This window comes from Brochothrix campestris FSL F6-1037, from assembly GCF_000525915.1.
Lineage (GTDB): Bacteria > Bacillota > Bacilli > Lactobacillales > Listeriaceae > Brochothrix > Brochothrix campestris.
The window spans coordinates 1-18669 of the sequence record NZ_AODH01000040.1 but is presented as its reverse complement, the minus strand read 5'-3'; the positions used below and the strand labels follow the sequence as shown (position 1 = coordinate 18669).

General features: G+C 38.0%; 17 protein-coding genes and 1 pseudogene. All 18 read left to right on the top strand.

The genetic code is table 11. The features are described 5' to 3' along the window. The first annotated feature begins 34 nt into the window (after positions 1–34). The 18 genes and pseudogenes from BCAMP_RS14415 (at position 35) to BCAMP_RS13185 (ending at position 18421) form a co-directional block, all read left to right on the top strand. Entirely contained in the window at positions 35–1936 is a 1902-nt protein-coding gene (locus BCAMP_RS14415; protein WP_051457003.1) for a CDP-glycerol glycerophosphotransferase family protein, read from the top strand. Between the two features lie 30 nt (positions 1937–1966). Beyond that, complete coding sequence (locus tag BCAMP_RS09050; protein ID WP_035315113.1) at positions 1967–2692, top strand: IspD/TarI family cytidylyltransferase; 726 nt, start codon at positions 1967–1969, stop codon at positions 2690–2692. Beyond that, positions 2673–3698, top strand: a complete 1026-nt coding sequence (locus BCAMP_RS09045) for a ribitol-5-phosphate dehydrogenase (RefSeq protein WP_035315111.1) — start codon at positions 2673–2675, stop codon at positions 3696–3698. The genes BCAMP_RS09050 and BCAMP_RS09045 overlap by 20 nt, the downstream gene beginning before the upstream one ends. Before the next feature lie 12 nt (positions 3699–3710). After that, complete coding sequence (locus BCAMP_RS14780) at positions 3711–4361, top strand: CDP-glycerol glycerophosphotransferase family protein (RefSeq protein WP_084038753.1); 651 nt, start codon at positions 3711–3713, stop codon at positions 4359–4361. A gap of 17 nt (positions 4362–4378) precedes the next feature. Continuing rightward, on the top strand, positions 4379–4930 hold the full coding sequence (locus BCAMP_RS14775; RefSeq protein ID WP_198015759.1) for a CDP-glycerol glycerophosphotransferase family protein: 552 nt from the start codon (positions 4379–4381) through the stop codon (positions 4928–4930). A 3-nt stretch (positions 4931–4933) separates the two neighbouring features. Then, positions 4934–5320: a glycerol-3-phosphate cytidylyltransferase gene (gene tagD, locus BCAMP_RS09030; RefSeq protein WP_035315108.1), complete on the top strand. Its 387-nt coding sequence runs from the start codon at positions 4934–4936 to the stop codon at positions 5318–5320. 189 nt (positions 5321–5509) lie between these two features. Beyond that, complete coding sequence (locus tag BCAMP_RS09025; protein ID WP_051457002.1) at positions 5510–6634, top strand: CDP-glycerol glycerophosphotransferase family protein; 1125 nt, start codon at positions 5510–5512, stop codon at positions 6632–6634. Positions 6635–6680: 46 nt separating this feature from the next. Then, positions 6681–7716 (top strand): annotated as a pseudogene (locus BCAMP_RS15100) (CDP-glycerol glycerophosphotransferase family protein); the annotation flags it as partial. Beyond that, complete coding sequence (locus tag BCAMP_RS09020; protein WP_408605190.1) at positions 7711–9333, top strand: glycosyltransferase; 1623 nt, start codon at positions 7711–7713, stop codon at positions 9331–9333. The pseudogene BCAMP_RS15100 and the gene BCAMP_RS09020, both read left to right, overlap by 6 nt. A gap of 26 nt (positions 9334–9359) precedes the next feature. After that, positions 9360–10232 carry a UTP--glucose-1-phosphate uridylyltransferase GalU gene (galU, locus tag BCAMP_RS09015; RefSeq protein WP_035315107.1) on the top strand — a complete coding sequence of 291 codons (873 nt, stop codon included), beginning with the start codon at positions 9360–9362 and terminating at the stop codon, positions 10230–10232. Between the two features lie 566 nt (positions 10233–10798). Continuing rightward, complete coding sequence (locus tag BCAMP_RS12680; protein WP_051456999.1) at positions 10799–13297, top strand: glycoside hydrolase family 73 protein; 2499 nt, start codon at positions 10799–10801, stop codon at positions 13295–13297. A gap of 254 nt (positions 13298–13551) precedes the next feature. Then, complete coding sequence (locus BCAMP_RS09005) at positions 13552–14286, top strand: alpha-glucosyltransferase N-terminal domain-containing protein (protein ID WP_035315106.1); 735 nt, start codon at positions 13552–13554, stop codon at positions 14284–14286. Next, positions 14283–14651, top strand: a complete 369-nt coding sequence (locus tag BCAMP_RS13910; protein WP_035315105.1) for a glycosyltransferase — start codon at positions 14283–14285, stop codon at positions 14649–14651. The genes BCAMP_RS09005 and BCAMP_RS13910 overlap by 4 nt, the downstream gene beginning before the upstream one ends. Continuing rightward, positions 14608–15468: a glycosyltransferase gene (locus BCAMP_RS08995; RefSeq protein ID WP_035315104.1), complete on the top strand. Its 861-nt coding sequence runs from the start codon at positions 14608–14610 to the stop codon at positions 15466–15468. The genes BCAMP_RS13910 and BCAMP_RS08995 overlap by 44 nt, the downstream gene beginning before the upstream one ends. Before the next feature lie 204 nt (positions 15469–15672). Further along, the gene (locus tag BCAMP_RS08990; RefSeq protein ID WP_035315103.1) at positions 15673–16191 is read left to right on the top strand and encodes a PTS transporter subunit EIIC; all 519 of its coding nucleotides are present in this window, start codon (positions 15673–15675) and stop codon (positions 16189–16191) included. 18 nt (positions 16192–16209) lie between these two features. Next, the gene (locus BCAMP_RS08985; RefSeq protein WP_035315101.1) at positions 16210–17607 is read left to right on the top strand and encodes a PTS transporter subunit EIIC; all 1398 of its coding nucleotides are present in this window, start codon (positions 16210–16212) and stop codon (positions 17605–17607) included. Between the two features lie 141 nt (positions 17608–17748). Further along, positions 17749–18243 (top strand): cupin domain-containing protein, encoded by a 495-nt coding sequence (locus tag BCAMP_RS08980; RefSeq protein ID WP_035315099.1) that lies wholly within the window; start codon positions 17749–17751, stop codon positions 18241–18243. A gap of 13 nt (positions 18244–18256) precedes the next feature. Continuing rightward, positions 18257–18421 carry a ribbon-helix-helix domain-containing protein gene (locus BCAMP_RS13185; RefSeq protein ID WP_084038747.1) on the top strand — a complete coding sequence of 55 codons (165 nt, stop codon included), beginning with the start codon at positions 18257–18259 and terminating at the stop codon, positions 18419–18421. Positions 18422–18669 lie beyond the last annotated feature (248 nt).

Below are 18669 nucleotides of genomic sequence, written 5' to 3'. Positions count from 1 at the left end.
GCTAAAAACATAGATAGGGAAGGTTAAGGGGATCATGACGGAAAATAAAAAAACTGAAAAACAAAGGTTCGATGAGACCGAAGCAGAAATTGAGCAAGTGGAACTTGAATCCATTGGAAATAAAAAAGAATTTGTCGTAACCAGTATGATGAGTATGTTACTAGGAAAAAAAGACGGCGAAATAAAACAGCTGTTGAATCAGTTTGAAGATAAGAGTGAATTACTTGTCCATCGTTATATGGGAAAAATGTACTTTAACGGTTCTTTTTTAGTTATCCAAGGGACGGCTTATTTCCCTGGTTTTCCAGAGTCAGATAAATATAAAATTAGCAAAAAACTCATTTTAAGTTCGCGTTCAGAAGAAGTTGAACCGATTGAAATCCCCTTGCGAAATAGCAAGCTTGCAACAGCTGATGCCCGTTTTCCATTAGGTGGTTACGAAGGGGAAGTTGATTTTCAAAAAATCAGTGAAGGCAGTCCATTAGCGATTGGCGATTACACAATGAAGATAGAAGTGTCGCAATATATTAAGGGCGAGTGGCGTAAACAAACTGTTTCATTAGGTAAATTAGCAGAAATCAAAGGGAACTATGTGCATTCAACAACGATGCAAAGTTATTCGGCGCGCAGTAACAAAAAATTCAAATTAACCGTGTCATATAATGGCTTGAGTGAAGAAATCAAAGTGGTTTCGAAAAAATTATCGGATGTCAATCCGCTTGACCAACTTGAAGGCGGCGAAGTGACTGAGGGACGTTTAATGCGTGCCTTAAAACGGAAGTATTTCAAACTGTTTTATAAATTTTATTGCACCTTACCTGTCAGTGCTAAAAAAGTAGCCTTCTTATCAGATAGCCGGACCGATATTACTGGTAACTTTGAATATATATATGAAGAACTAAAAAAACGCGGCACCGATCATAAAATTTCGTTTTATTTAAAAGGATCGATTAAACAGCCAAAAAGTTTAAAAGAGCTACGAACGTTAGCGCAAGCAATTGCAACGAGTAAATATGTATTGGTTGATGATTTTTATCCGTTAATCTATCCATTAAAAATTCGTAAAGACAGTGAGCTAATTCAAGTTTGGCATGCCGTTGGCGCCTTTAAAACATTTGGTTACAGCCGCGTAGGCATGCCTGGTGGGCCGAAAATAACCTCACTCAATCATCGGAATTACACACGTGTGTTAGTTAGTTCAACCAATATTGTCGATAAATATGCCGAGGGATTTGGGATTGCACCTGAGACTGTAATGCCAATTGGCGCACCGAGAACTGATTTGTTTTTCGATGAAGCTAAAAAGGCCGCGGTTATCGAGCGATTAAAAGAAGAATTACCATTTATAAACGGTAAAAAAGTTATTTTGTTTGCGCCAACGTTCAGAGGGAATGGGCAACAATCAGCTCATTATCCATTTGGAATGATTGATTTCAAACAAATTTATGAAGCGTTAAAAGACGAGTATGTTTTCTTACTAAAAATCCATCCATTCGTGCAAAATAAACCAGAAATTCCGTACGAATATAACGAGTTCTATTACGATGTATCAGCCTACCGTGAAATCAATGATTTGTTGCTCATCAGTGACCAACTGATTACCGATTATTCATCAGTATGCTTCGAATATGCTCTGCTTGATAAACCGATGGTGTTCTTTAGTCCAGATTTAGGCGAATATATGAGTGATCGCGATTTTTATTATGATTATTTTGATTTTATCCCTGGTTCGTTTGCGTCAAACACACCAACTTTAATTGAAAAATTACAACAAAATAAAATCAATCATCAACGACTAGAAATATTTAAAAATTATTACTTCGATGATCTCGATGGTAAGGCCAGTGAGCGATTCGTTGATTTAATCGTTAACGATGCTTTTGAAACAGCAGAAGAAGTAGTCGAAGAAGAAATTATTTGGGGTCGCGTTAAATAGGTGAAAGAATTCAATAGAGGAGTGTTATAGATGATTTATGCAGAGATATTAGCAGGTGGAATTGGTTCGCGAATGGGTAACGTCAATATGCCTAAACAATTTTTGAAATTAGGAAATAAACCGATAATTATTCATACCATTGAAAAATTCGTATTAAATAATCGCTTTGATAAAATCTTTATCGTGGTTCATCCAGAATGGCTTGTACATGCTAAAAATTTGTTAAAAACATACGGACTTACAGATGAGCGCTTAATGATTTTGTCGGGTGGTACTGACCGGAGTGAATCATTGTTAGCGGGTCCGCGTTATTTACAAGCAGAAGGCTTGTTGACAGCTGAAGATGTTATCATTACACATGATTCGGTGCGGCCTTTTATTACGCATCGTATTATTGAAGACAACATCGACAGTGTTTTGAAATATGACGCCGTAGACACGGTGATCGGCGCGATTGATACGATTGTTGCTTCTGAGGATGGCGAATTCATCCAAAGTATTCCTAACCGTGATCATATGTATCAAGGTCAAACGCCACAAAGTTTCAATGTCGCAAAACTTGTCCGTTTATTTGATGACTTGTCTGAAGATGCTAAGGCGATTTTAAGTGATGGTTGTAAAGTGTTTATTTTATCAGGCGAAAAAGTGAAACTAGTCGAAGGTGAAGTGTCTAACATTAAAGTCACAAATCCGTATGACTTTAACGTGGCCAACCATATGATTGAAGGTGACAAAGATGATCAACCAAGTCTATAAATTAGTGGCGCCCCGCCGAATTGAGGTCAGTTACGAAGATATTTCATTGAATACGGATAAGGTGATTGTTCGTCCGAAATTTATTAGTATTTGTAAGGCTGACCAACGGTATTATACCGGGACACGGGGCGAAGAAATTCTCAAGAAAAAGTTACCGATGGCCTTAACACATGAAAGTGTGGGTGAGGTGTCTTACGATCCAACCGGTGCGTTGAAGCGGGGCCAAGCTGTTATCATGGTGCCAAATACACCGTATGAAAAAGACGAATTAATCGGTGCAAACTATTTGCCAAGTTCAAAATTCCGTTCAAGTGCGAGCGATGGTTTCACGCAGGATTACATTGCAATCAATCGTGACCGGTTAGTCGTATTACCCGATGAGATTGATTTGCGAATGGCTTCGTTTTCAGAATTAATTAGCGTTGCGATGCATGGCATCTCGCGGTTTGAGAAAACGGCGCATGCCCGTCGTAATCGTATTGCTGTTTGGGGTAATGGGTCGCTTGGTTATATCGCGACGTTAATCTTGAAGAAAAAATATCCCGACGCCAACATTATTATTGTCGGTCGGACACAACAGAAGTTAGATTATTTTTCGTTTGCCGATGAAGCATACACGAGCAATGATTTACCTGCTGATTTTAGCTTTGATCACGCCTTTGAATGTGTCGGAGGTAATAATAGCGGCGATGCGGTGAATCAGATAATTGATTATATTAACCCGCTCGGTTACATCAGTTTACTAGGTGTATCGGAAGATTTAGTACCGCTCAACACACGGATGGTACTCGAAAAAGGTTTGACGCTCCAAGGGAGTACCCGCTCTGAACGGGAAGATTTTGAAAATGTCGTTGCCTTTTTTGTCGAACACCCGGATGGTGCCGACGAATTGCAACGTTTAATTGGTCAGGTTATTAAAGTCCGCAAAACAGAGGACATTATCCAGGCATTTGAAAAAGACCTCAATCAGTATTGGGGTAAAACAGTGATGGAATGGCAAATATAGACAAGGGTGTTTATGATGGGAAAATTATTAACGATAAGTAAAATTTGTGTAAAACAGATAATTAGAGGGTGTGTTGGTCTGCTATATAAAGTACTGACATTATTCCCTCTAAAACAAAAAGCAGTCTTTATCTCGACGCGGAGTACGGGTGCTAGTGAGAATCTAACACCGCTAATAGAAGAACTGCAGCGTCGAACCATAACACTACGTATCGTTGAATATAATGGTAAAATTGCAACGAACTTAACGCAATTAATTAAAACACCAATTTTCTTTATGAAAATGCTCTATCAGCTTGCAACCGCTCGTTACATTGTTATCGATGACTACTGTTTGCCTGTGTATTTAGTTGAAAAAAGACAGGGAGTCGAAGTTATTCAAGTGTGGCATGCAGCTGGTGCATTGAAAAAATTCGGGCACAGTCTCAAACAAATACCGACAACAACATTGCAACAATACGAACAGGCGCTCATTTCAACTCATTCTAATTATGATAAAGCAATCGTGAGTTCACCAGCAGCCATCCCGGCGTTCGCAGAAGCTTTTCAAATGCCACCTGAGAATGTGTTAGCATTGGGGACGCCAAAAACTGATGTATTATTAAACCCTGAATTCAAAGCAACGAGCATCGCAAAATGTGATCGTTTTTTTCAAAAAAAATAAATGAAGCAACAAAAAGAGTGGTTTATGCTCCGACATTTAGGGAAATAAATAGAAAACGTGAACGATTTACGTTGCCATTTAAAAATATAGCGGCATTATATGCGTCATTGGAACAAAACAATCTCATTTTAATCGTACAATTACATCCCTACAATCAAAAACAATGGCAGGTTCCTCAAGAATATCGTAAGCGTCTGCAGCTCAATCGCTCGCATATGACAACAAGTGAATTGCTCGTGGCTAGTGATGCCTTAATTACGGATTATTCATCGATTTTATTCGATTACAGTCTCCTGGCTAAGCCAATGGCTTTTTTTATGCCGGACATTGAACGCTATCAAAGTGAGCGCGGCTTTTATGATGATATTTTAGAAAAACTGCCAGGCGAAATTTTACAAACAGAGGCAGCTCTTTGTGAATGGTTAAGCAAATGTGATGTAGAAGTAGCTTCACATGTGGTTTCTTTTAAAGAGAAATGGTTTGCTGAGACCCCTGGCAAAGCAAGCGTCAATACAATTGATTATTTACTGAGACAAAAAACTGAGGATAACCTACTAAAAGGAGAATGAACGATGAAAAAAATAATCACATATGGGACATTTGATTTATTACATTGGGGACATATCCGCTTATTAGAACGTGCGAAAAGTTTAGGCGATCATCTGACTGTCGCGATATCAACAGATGAGTTCAATTTACTGAAGCATAAGGAGGCTTATCATAATTACAGTCACCGTAAATACATACTCGAAGCGATTAAATATGTCGACGAGGTCATTCCAGAAGATAATTGGGAGCAAAAGAAGACGGACATTAAAAAACATGACATTGATGTCTTTGTAATGGGTGATGATTGGAAAGGGAAGTTTGACTTCTTAGTGGAACAATGTGAAGTGATTTATCTCGATCGAACAGAAGGTATTTCGACTTCGATGATAAAAAAAGACTTGCAAGTATAAAAAAGGGGAATAGTGAGGATTAATTATTCCTCACTATCCTCCTTTTTTAATATAGTCAATTTGTCTATACAAAAAAGCAGCTTATAATATTAAATTAGATGAGAGATATGGTAATATAACATTAGTTTAGAGGCTTGTTATGGTGTCGAGGAGGACGTTTAATGAAAAAAAAAAATCGCGTGTTTTATTATGAAAATAATGGCACGTTTGTCGGCAAAGGATGTTATTATCTTTGAAAGTTTCTTTGGAAAACAACTGAGTGATAGTCCTAAAGCACTTTATGACTACATGAAAAATGCTAAAGCTTACCAACACTACCGTTTAATTTGGTCAGTGAAAGCTTCATTTGAACCGGTATTCGTTGCTTCTGGTTGCGAATTTGTTCGTCGTGGTTCATTTAAATGGATAATGCTAATGGCGAGGGCACGTTACTGGGTGAATAATACGCGTCAACCGGATTGGCTTGTTAAAAACAGCCAGACAACGTATTTACAAACATGGCACGGAACCCCTCTCAAAAAATTAGGAACGGATATTGAAGAAGTGACGATGCCAGGTACAACAACTGCGAATTATCGAGTGAATTTCACACGTGATACAAAAAAATGGGATGTATTACTGGCGCAAAATGACTACGCGGCCAATGTGTTTGAACGAGCTTTTCAAGTTGATTCAAATCGTATTATAACTACTGGTTATCCGCGTAATGATCGTTTGTCAAATTATAAAGTAGCGGAAGTCAAGGCGATTAAAGAACGTTTGAAATTACCTTGTAATAAGAAAATTATTTTATATGCACCAACATGGAAGGATAATCAAAGCTATCGTAGAGGAAAATATAAAGCCTTTTTAGAATTTGATTTAAAGACAATGCATGCTGAGCTAGGAAAAGATTACATTGTCTTAATTAAATGGCATTATTTGATTGCCGATCACTTAACCATTCCAGCTGAGTACGATCAGTTTGCGATTAAGGTACCTCAAACAATCGATATAAATGAGTATTTCTTAATTAGTGATATCCTAATCACCGATTATTCATCCGTCTTTTTTGATTATGCTATTTTAAAACGCCCCATTATCTTTTTTACACCGGATTGGGATGCCTATCAAAATGAAATACGTGGAATCTATCCTGAAATTAGTGCTGCTTTACCAGGCATAATGGTGCAAACAACGGCTGATCTCATTCGGGCGATTCGCTTGGAAAAAGAGCCGTCAACAGCGTTTTATGACCGTTTTTGTTACTTAGAAGATGGGTTAGCGACCGCACGAGTGGTTGCGAGTGTTTTTACTAAAAATGATGAGTTATAGGAGAGTGCAATGACTAAACTACTGCAAAAATACAGAAAAAAACAAAGTGAAATATAATTATGCAAAGTGGTATTTTTCAAAAAAAATAGAGAAAAAGACGGTCTTGTTTGAATCGACACATGGCCGTAGTATTCATGGACATATCTTTTATATGATGAAAGATATCGAAAAAAATCACCCTGAATATAAAGTGTATGTGGCATCACAAAATGTCGTAGCTGATCGATCCTTTCTGAAAAACAATGGTTTTACACGCGTGATTGTCGTGGAACATCTGTCAGCGGAGTACCATCGATTATTAACAACCGTTGAATTGTTAGTGAATGACACATCGTTTTTCCCGTTCTTCAATAAAAAGGAAGGTCAAAAATATGTGATTGTCTGGCATGGCACACCCTTAAAACACATGGGGAAAGATATGGCGGTTGTAACTGATGTCGCAAATGTCCAACGAAATTTTTACATGGCTGATCAAATTGTTGTGAGCAATGAATATACTAAGGATATATTAGTCGAAACCTACCATCTAAAAAATGTTTACAGCGGTGAATTTGTGATTGCACCCTCGCCTCGAAATGCTATTTTATTTGATCAGATGCATCAGACTGAATTACGCACGAAGCTTAAGTTGAAAACGAAAAAAAATCATTTTCTATATGCCAACGTGGCGAGGTGATGTCGGTAACGTCAATAATGATAATCAAAAAGTAGCCGCGGACTTAGCTTACATTGCAGCTCATTTAGAAGAAAATACTATGTTCTATGTCAAATTACACCCGTTCCAAAGTGACATCGACATTTCAGAATTTCCACAAATAAGATTGTTACCTACTGACGTCGAATTATATGCTTTCATTGCCATCGTAGATGTACTAATTACAGATTATTCGTCGATTATGTATGATTTTATAAACACAAAGAAAGACATCATACTGTATACGCATGACTTGTTAGACTATCAACTGACTCGTGGCTTATATGAAGATGTGGCGAGCTATCCTTTCTATCAGACAGCAACGATTGAGGGCGTGATGGCTCGACTCAGTAAGCAAGCAACAATCGGTAATTACGAAGCAATGTCTCAACGTTTTTGTCAGTTTGACTACCAACATGGTAGCCATGATTTAATGAACTATATACTGATGAATAAGACCAGTCCTAAGATAATCAGTTCGAAGGTACATAACGGAAAAGAAACAGTCGTTATTTTATCAGGTGGTTTTTGGGATAATGGGATTACATCAGCGTTGTTAAATACATTGGAAAATATTGACACGAGCGAACGTAATTACATTTGCTTCTTTGGAAAAAACAAAGTGAAAAAAGAACATTTTTATAAGCTGAAAAACCTTCCTGAAAATGTACAATTTTATCCTGTTCCGGGTTCGATGAATGGTACGTTAATACAACGTCTCATCAATTCACAATATATGTGGAAAGAATGGTTTAAATTTCCATTTATCAATAAAATATTAGCGAAAATATATCAAGCGGAGTATCAGCGTGTCTTTGGTACTCTTAAAGTGGACTGGTTCATTCATTACACTGGTTTTGAACGAAAGTATGCTGAAATGGTACGTCACATGAACCATAAGACGGTTATGTACGTGCATACGGATATGTTTCAAGAATATGAGGCCAAACAAAATTTTAGTAAGAAAGTCGTTTTTGGCGCATATCAGTCGGCCTCAAAAGTTGTTTTAGTCCATGAAAATTTAAGGGAAGAACTTGTTGAGAAAATAGCAGGTATTGCCGACAAAGTTATCGTGGTTAATAATTTTTTAGGTGAAGAACGCGTACGTCGCTTTGCTGCTGAGAGTTTGATAGCAAGTTTGGTCGATGTACCAGTCGATTACTCTTTTAATGAGGAGCGTATGGCAACGGATAACTACCGGAAGGCAGTGTTATTAAATGATTTAGTCGGAACACATACCAATGTACAGAACGGTCAGTTACTGCTCAATGGGCAAGCAGCGTTAACCGCTAATGAGCAAACAATTTTCACACACGTAGAACAGGCATTAACAGGCCTTGAAAAGACCTTAGCAGAGACGTTTCCGACCATTTTAAACCCTGAGAACAAACTGCTTAAAGCATTAAAAGAGGAGCAGCCCGATTTGCACTACCCGAATAAGTTCATCGTCGATCAGTTGCGTATTTCAAAACTGCGATTGCTTGAATTTATTGCGGATGAGCAGATAACAGTCTTTATGAATATCGGCCGTTATGATTATCAAAAAGGCCACGACCGCTTGATAGAAGCCTTTGAACGAAATTATGAGCAGAACAATCAAATTGCACTTGTATTGGTGTGTCCGCATGGCGTATTGAAAAAAGAAACAATCGAAAAAGTTCGACAAAGCAGTGCCCGAGAGAACATAATAATACTTGGTGGGATGAGAAACCCTTATGTCTTATTAAAAGCGATTGATGCCTTTGTGTTATCGTCTCATTATGAAGGTCTCGGTTTGGTTGTTTATGAAGCATTAGCAGTGGGGACTGATGTCATAACGGTGAATTTGACAGAGACAATTACCTTATTGCAAAATAATGAAGCACTAATTGTTGAAAATACGGAAATGGGAATTACTCAAGGCATAACTGATTATTTAGGGGCTAGTATCGACTTGAATGCGTTTGATTTTGAAGCACCAAAAGCACAATCACGTGAAGAATTTACGGCTATTTTTAAAAGTTAAGACCGACAATAAGGAGGGAATTCATCATGAAAGTAAAAAAAGCAGTTATTCCAGCGGCAGGTTTAGGTACGCGCTTCTTACCTGCAACGAAGGCAACCGCTAAAGAAATGTTACCAATCATTGATAAACCAACGATTCAATATATTGTTGAAGAAGCAGTTGCTTCTGGCATTGAAGAAATTTTAATTGTGACCGGTAAAGGGAAACGATCAATTGAAGATCATTTCGACACGGCACCTGAGTTAGAACAAAACTTGTTAGATAAAAACAAGTTGGAAATGTTAGCGATGGTGCAAGAAACGTCTAAAATTAATATCCATTTTATTCGTCAAAAAAGTCCACGTGGCTTAGGTGATGCGATTTTACAAGCGAAAGGGTTTGTGGGGAATGAACCGTTTGTTGTGTTGCTAGGTGACGATATTGTTAAATCAGAGGAGCCGTGTGTGAAACAATTAATCACACAGTATGATAAAACACAGCGTTCAATTATTGGAGTTCAAACCGTTCCAAAGGAAGATACGCAACGCTATGGTATCATTAATCCAATCACTGAAATTGCGGAACATCTTTACAGTGTTAAAGGTTTTGTTGAAAAACCGCGGGTGGAAGATGCTCCTAGTCAATTAGCGATTTTAGGGCGTTATTTATTAACACCGGCAATTTTTGAGTTGCTTGAAACACAAGAAGCTGGTGCGGGTGATGAAATTCAATTGACGGATGCAATCGATCGTTTGAACAAAACACAACAGGTGTTAGCGTTTGAGTTTGAAGGCACACGTTATGATGTCGGTGATAAATTCGGTTTTGTTGACACAACTTTACGTTTTGCACTGGATCATCCTGAAATTAAACACCAAGTTAAAGCATTGATTAAAGAACTCGCATTAGAGTTAGATTAGGTTCATTATGTGAATACGGAGTTAATGTTATTAACACAAGTGAGTATGAGTCGAATAATGCTGACAGAGAAATAAAAAAAAGCCTCAAAGACTCGTGTTTCCTAGAACAAAAGAATTTAAAGCCGTTCTAAACTGCAGTGATTGGAGAAAATAACGTCTCGACTATTTCCCGTCGATGCGTTATTTTTGAAATCACCCAAGTTTAGGATTTAAATACTAGAGGATATAACAACGTTTCTATTCAGTCTTATCATCTCGTAGGAAAAGTCACTGTAATAGCATTTTAAAGAAAATGAATACTGTTTAGAATTTGTCTACAATCTGAAAGAAGCCGCCTCAGCGGCTTCTTTTTTCACTTTGTTTGACAAAAGACTAGTTCTAGCGTATTACATCTTTATTACAAAACGATTAAAAATAGCTAAAGGCGTCGTATCTATTGTATGATAGGTAAGAGGTGTGGGGGATTGGTCAAAAAAGTCTATCCTAGTGAAAAAGATGAACGAAAAAGAATAATTGGCGATGGTATAATGGTCGGTATGATAATAAATTAAGTTGAGGTGAAGTGGATGCGACAAAAAATTATGCTCTTGGCGATGGTAACGACAATGTCTTTAACCGTCATGCCACCAGTATATGCGAATAGTTCAATGACTGATTCTGATAGTCAGTCAGAGAGCGAACAAAGTGTTTCACAAAATGAAACTGAAAGTAGTACTTCGGAAAACCAGGTCACAAGTGAGTCAACCGAAGTAGAAAAACCACCCACAACAAGTCAGACAGAACGTACAGAGTCAGAAAATAGCACGCAAGCTGAAACACGGATGACTGAGGAATCAGAAGATGCACTCGCTCAAGCGGTGGCAGATGTGATGCGCGATTTACCCAAGATGGAATTGGACCCGACACGGGGGCCAGGCTATTATGAGGTTGAAACGAACAGTCGCTCTAAGCGAAGCGTGAGTACAACGTCGGCAACGGCCGTCACGAATACGCAAGCTTTTTTAAATAAAATTAAAGCTGGTGCCATCTCGGGCTGGAAAAAATATAAGGTACTGCCGTCACTAACCGGGTCACAGGCTGTACTAGAAAGTGGTTGGGGCTCATCAGGCTTATCAACGAGTGCCAATAACTTATTCGGCATTAAAGGCCGCTACAATAATCAATACGAATTATGGCCAACTGCTGAATACATTAATGGACAATGGGTGACTGTTAATGCAGAGTTCCGAAAGTACCCTTCTTGGAAAGAAAGTATGGAAGATCACGGCAAGTTTTTAGTCGACAATAGTCGTTATGCTAAAGTGCTAGGTCAAAAAGATTATAAAAAAGCGACGCAACTTATTTGGGAAGCGGGCTATGCAACAGATCCAGATTACCCTGGTAAATTACAAAGTACGATTGAATATAATAACTTAGTCGCTTGGGATAAAGAGGCGTTTGAAGATACCGTTAATTTAGCCAACTACTATACAAGCAATCCTAAAAAAGTCGTCACTAAAAAAGCGGATTACTCTTATAAGGGTGTTGAATTTACAACAGCTAATCGGGTTAAAAATTACGCGTCGGGTACCATTTTGACGGTGACAGCGATTGAAAAATCTAAAAATGGTACGCCTCGTCTACAATTGTCAGATGGCACTTATTTTACGGCGCATCGCAGCAATGTCCAGCAACTGGTATCAAATGTGGCTAATTATTACACCACTAATCCGAGTAAAATCATCATGAAAAAAGATGACTATGCTTACAATACAACAGAGTTTAACACTGGAACAAGAAATAAATTGTATAAAAAAGGTGCCGTGCTCAATGTCAAAAGTATTTCTTATTCTGCTAATGGCACACCGCGACTCTTACTCACAAATGGCTTGTATTTAACTGCCCATCAGTCAAATGTTGTCAAAGCAATGGCAACTATTTCGAAATACTATACGACTAATCCTAAGACAATCATCATGAAAAAGGATGACTATGTTTATAAAACAACAGAATTCAATACAGGTACGAGAGGTGCCTTACAGAAAAAAGGACAGGTCTTAACTGTTAAAGCAATTGTTTACTCAGCAAATTGGACACCTCGCTTACAACTAAGCAACGGAACGTATGTATCCGCACATACAAGTAATGTCGTGAAAGCAATGGATACGATTGCCAAGTACTATACGACTAATCCTAAAAAAATCAATATGAAACGAGCGGATTATGCTTACTCGAGTCCAGAATTCAACGCTAAAACGAAGGTGAAACAATATGCTGCGTCGACTTTGCTCAATGTTAAAGCAATTGAGTATTCATCAGATTGGATACCACGTTTACTGCTGACAAACGGCTTGTACGTGTCAGCTCACCAAAGTAATGTCGTGAAATCACTGTCTAATATTGATAATTATTATACAAGTAATCCAGGAACAATCATCATGAAAAAAGATGATTATGCCTATAAAACAACCGAGTTTAACACGAGTACTCGCGGTGCCTTACAGAAAAAAGGCACTGTTTTAAAAGTGACAGGTATCGTGTATTCGGCAAATATGACACCACGATTGAAGCTCAGCAATGGTACATTTATCAGTGCCCATACGAGTAATGTTGTGAAGGCAATGGATACTATCGGTAAATACTATACGACTAATCCGAGCACCATCATCATGAAAAAAGATGATTATGTCTATAAAACAACCGAGTTTAACACAAATACACGTGGAAAACTACAGAAAAAAGGCACTGTTTTAAAAGTGACAGGGATTGTGTATTCAGCAAATTGGACACCGCGTTTAAAACTGAACGATGGAACATTTGTCAGTGCCCATACGAGTAATGTTGTGAAAGCTATGTCAAACATTGCGAACTACTACACAACGAATCCTAAAAAAATTATTATGGTCAAAGATGACTATGCCTATAAAACAACCGAATTTAACACAGGGACCCGAGGCAAGCTGCATAAAAAAGGGGCTGTCTTAAATGTTACAGCGGTGACTTATTCCGCAAATTGGACGCCAAGATTGAAATTGAGCGATGGTAGCTTTATATCTGCACACCAGAGCAATGTGAAGAAACAATAAAGAAAAAGATAGCATGGAAAAGTCTTTAATCCTCGGATTGAAGGCTTTTTTTGATACATCAATGAAGTCAGAACTTAAGTGAAGTGTTTCTTGAAAAGGAGAATGTTTAAGGCCTTAATGGTGAATGAAATCATAAAACGCCGAAATGAGTGCTGATTTTGAAACTAGTTTCAATTAATTATTAGATATAATTAAGCAACTGGATGGGGTGTTTTTGAAAGATATAAAAATAAATCTGAAAGGAAGTAGATGGTATGAAAAAAGTTTTTATTACCTCTGAAATTAAGACTGTACATGGTGGACTAACCGCATCATTACTCAATAAGGCACGGATATTGTCACAAGAGATGAATGAAGAAATACTTATACTGACATTTAATTTTGATGCGAACTATCCAGATGTGATTGAAAATATCCGAGAACGTTATCAACTCGACAACAGAGTGAAAATAATAAATATGAATCAACATTATTGTCGTAAACTTTCCAATAACCATCAGGTTAAACGAGCTATTTTTGATGCGAGCGCACTGGTGAATGGACGTCCTAGTGGGAAAAAATTGACATATTATGAGAATGATAAATTACGCGTTAAACGAAGTGTAATAGATAACCGTGTGTTGCAAGATGAATTTTTCACTGATTCAAAACGGTTATACGAAAAATGGATCTATGATACAGATGGGTGTATTGCCATGCGGAGCTTTTATCAAGAGGGCAGTACGAAGGTGCATCGTCAAATAATCTATCGTCCGGATGGAAAAGCTATTATTGAACGTCTATTTGAAAAAGATAAGATTCAAAAACTACGTTTGTTTCAAGAAGATGATAACATTCGGAATTTCGAAAGCATAGAAGCCTTTAAAACAGCTTTTATTTTAGAAGAAATCGTGAAAACAGAACCAACGATTATTGTCAGTGAAACACGATCGCAGGATCGCCTGTTATTGGATATGAAGCAGTCATACATCAAAAAAAGTTTTTTATGACTCATAGTATTCATATTCGACCAGAAACAGATATTATACGAGCAGGTAATCGTGTTGTTATGGGTGCACTTAATCAAATTGATGGTGTTGTTTTTTTAACGAAACAGCAAAAAAAAGATGTTCAACATCGCTTTGGTAACAGGTCGAATTACTTTGTGATTCCGCATTCAATTAAGTTGACGTCGGAATCGTTGCCAATAAAAGAACGGACATCTGCGGTGGTGATCCTTTCGCGCTTGCATCAAGAAAAACGCTTAGAAGATGCTATTACAGCATTTAAAGAAGTCGTCATACGAGAACCCAAAGCCACATTACATATATATGGTGACGGTCCTGAACGAAAAAAAACTGCAACTGTTAATTAAAGATTTACAATTAGAGGCTGCCGTTTTTCTTGAAGGCCATACGAATGAGCCAAAAAAAGTGTTACAAACAGCTGATTTTTCAGTTCTAACATCATTATATGAAGGTTTCGGCATGGTTATTCAAGAAAGTTTGGCTGTGGGAACACCTGTTATAGCGTACGATATTAAATACGGTCCTGCTGATATGATTGATAATGGCAGTAACGGCTATTTGGTTCAAAATGGTAATATAGTGGACTTAGCGAAGCGAATGGTTGAAATGATGGAACTAGATAAGTCTACATATGAACAGATGAGAGTCAAAGCACTCGAGAAGATGAACGCTTTTTCGGAAAAAATGTTCGTGATGAACTGGGTGACTTTATTTAATCAGGTGACCGATATGCAGCTGAGCCCTATTACAGATGTTGCCTTTAAATTAGAAAAAGTAAAACGGACGAGGCGAGGCTATTTACTGAGCTGTACTGTCGAAGTAACGAGCGAACAGCCGGTACAGTTAGAAGCATTACTATTTGAAGCGTCCTTTTATTTACGTTCTACTCTGTCTAATAAGGAAACGGCTAAATATACGAGTGTACCGATTGAAGTAAGGAAACGACAGGATGACAAAATCGAACTGCTATTTCCGTTCGATTTTGCTAATAAGCAAGCAGGAGAAACCTATGATTTATTTGTTGCAGCAAATGCCTCACAGTTTTATCAACGTCATCGTGTTGGAAATGTTCGGAGTCGATTAATACCGACTAAATTTATGTGGCGTTTTAAAGGACATGCTTATTTCACTGAATACGGTAATCTAAGCTTTAAGATACGTTGATTCACTTTTTTATTGAAAAGGAGAGTAGCCATTAAGTCGGTTACTCTTTTTTTGATTGATATAGACCAATTTCAGACGTCGCTGGTGCAGAAATTGATTGTCAATAGCATAGACTCTGTCTAAAAGTCATGGTATGATTGAAAAATGTGCACGAGTTGTTCATGAAATTATAAAAAAGCATTTTATTATTGAGGAGGAACGATTATGAAAAAAGAAAGTTTAGTAAAACGTTTAGGTGTTTCGCTATCATATGTAGCGATTGCACTTGTCTTATTAGTGTTTTTTTGGGCAGCAAGCTTAACTGGTCAATCAGGTTTAGAAGGAATCTTTAATGCCTATCAATTGATTTTTCCATTGATTGTAGCAATTGCGTTTGCAGTCGGAATTGGCTTCGATCATAGTGGGGCCGCAGCTTTGGCTGGCGCTGTGGGGTATCTTGTATTTGGGGCGTCGTTTTCGATTTTAATCGATGCAAAAGTAGCCTTTATGGTTACTGAACCAATCGCTGTCTTTGGCGGTATCTTTGGCACACAAATCTTCTTTATCATTTGTGGGTTCGTCATGGGAATCGCGAGTGGACTTATGTACAACAAGTTTTATAACATTAAGATGCCAGAATGGTTAGCATTCTTCGGTGGGCGTCGCTTTGTACCTATCATCACAAGTGTTGTTGCTTTATTTATTGGCTCATTTATTGCCAATATTATGTTGCCGCATTTATAAAAAGGAGGAAATTAAACAATGTTAGCTCAATTACAAAAAGTAGGGAAAGCCTTAATGCTTCCAATTGCTGTTTTACCAGCAGCCGGCTTACTTAACCGTTTAGGTGCAGCCGATGTGTTAAATATTCCATTTATGCATGCCGGTGGAAATGCTATTTTTACATACTTACCCTTAATGTTTGCAATGGGGATTGCAATTGGTTTAGCCAAAGATAACAGTGGTCTTGCGGCGCTTAGTGGTGCTATCATGTACTTTATTTTAAACTTTGGTGTTATCGGCATTAACGACAGCATTAACATGGGTGTGTTTGCTGGGTTTGTTGCAGGTTTATGTTCACCACTTATTTATAACCGCGTATATGATAAATTCGATAAAGGTGCCTTCTTTAACGGACGTCATCTGGCCTTGCTTTTAAATGCGATTGCAACCTTGATTTTGGTGATTGTATTTGGGTTGATTTGGCCAACTGTTCAAGTCGGTTTAGACCATTTAAACAGCTTTATTGTTGGTGCAGGTGCAGTCGGTTCAGGTGTGTTCACCTTTGCTAACCGTCTCCTTATTCCAACCGGATTACATCATGTGTTAAACTCTTATCTCTGGTTTGGTTATGGCAGCTTTACAGATGCCGCTACGGGTGTCGTTGTTAATGGTGACATTAACCGTTTCTTTGCTAAGGATCCGAGTGCAGGTGCATTCCAAACAGGGTTCTTCCCAATTATGATGTTTGGTTTACCAGCAGCCGCAATGGCGATGGTAGCAACTGCTAAGAAACATCGTCGTAAAGCAACCTTTGGGATGATGTTATCCCTCGCATTAACAGCCTTTTTAACAGGAATTACCGAACCACTTGAATTCTCATTTATGTTTATTGCGTTTCCACTTTATGTGGTACATGCAGTTCTTGCGGGTATTTCTGGTTTTATCGTCAACTTCCTTGGCATCAAAATGGGGTTCACCTTCTCAGCCGGTGCGATTGATTTTGGCTTAAACTATGGGTTAGGAACAAAACCGTTGCTCTTGATTTTAGTCGGACTTGTGTTCGCAGCTGTCTACTTTACTATTTTCTACTTCGCTATCTTGAAATTCGATATTAAAACACCAGGTCGTGAAGATATTGATGAAAATGCACAAGCAGATGAAGCAGAGCTAACGCCAACTACAGGCGATAAATACGATGCGATTGGTGATAAGTACTTAGCAGCCTTAGGTGGCGCAGAAAATATTAGCGTCATTGATAACTGTACGACTCGTTTACGTTTGCAACTAAAAGACACTAATAATGTTGATCAAGATGCTTTGAAACGTGCGGGTGCTAAAGGTGTGGTTAAGATTAACGAAACAGCCTTCCAAGTCATTGTCGGTACCGATGTTGAATTCGTGGCTGATAAACTAAAAGAGCGTGTTGAAAAAGCATAGTATTGAGTATAGTCAGACAGTTATACCATTGGGTATAACTGTCTTTTTTTGCAACTTAAGTTGTAATTATTAAATTAGATTACAAGCAATTATGTGAAAATTGCGATAAAATGGGTGTGAGTTAATTGAGGGGGAGAATGAATGAAAACAGAACAAGAATGGGTTAAAGAATTAGGTTTAAAACCACATCCTGAAGGTGGCTATTATGTTGAAAAGCTGGCGTCATCTTATATAACTAAGGTGAACGGTGCCGAAAGACCACTGTACACGAGTATTTATTTTTTATTGACTGCAAATAATCCATCGCATTTTCATCAGCTTAAGTCAGATGAAGTGTGGTATTATCATGCCGGCGAGCCGTTAACGGTACATGAGTTACACAATGGCACATACACGACTACTAAAATCGGTCCGAATACCAATGATGGAGAAGTGTTACAATACGTCGTTAAAGCGGGCAGTATCTTTGGATCAAGTGTCAACACGCCGGATAGTTATAGCCTCGTCAGTTGTATGGTTTCACCCGGTTTTGATTACCGCGATTTCAAGTTATTCACGCAGCAAGCATTATTGGCGGAGTATCCAGCACATGAATCGATTATTAAACAATTAGCGTTTGAAAAAATACCAAAATAGGGAGGTTTTTAAGATGCCAGTCGTTTCGATAACATTATCGAAGGAAGAAATAGCGACCTTAACTGCACGTGCGAAAAAAGAACAGAAGACGGCCTCATCGCTTATGCGAGAGGCGGTTGAAGCCTATTTACAAACACCCGCTAAAGCGACTGAAAAAAAAGTGTTTAGATCAGCCTGAATAGTGGGTTTGAATTAGTGTTAAAGAGAAACGAATTTGAATTCAACTTTAGCTACAATCTGAGAGACATCTATAAGATGTCTCTCAGATTGTAGACAAAGTCTAAACAGACTTCGTTTTCTTTGTAATGCTAGTACAGTGACTTTGTATACGAGATGATAAGACTGAATAGAAATGTTGTTATATCCTCTCGTATTTAAATCCTAAACTTGGGTGATTTCAAAAATAACGCATCGATGGGAAATAGT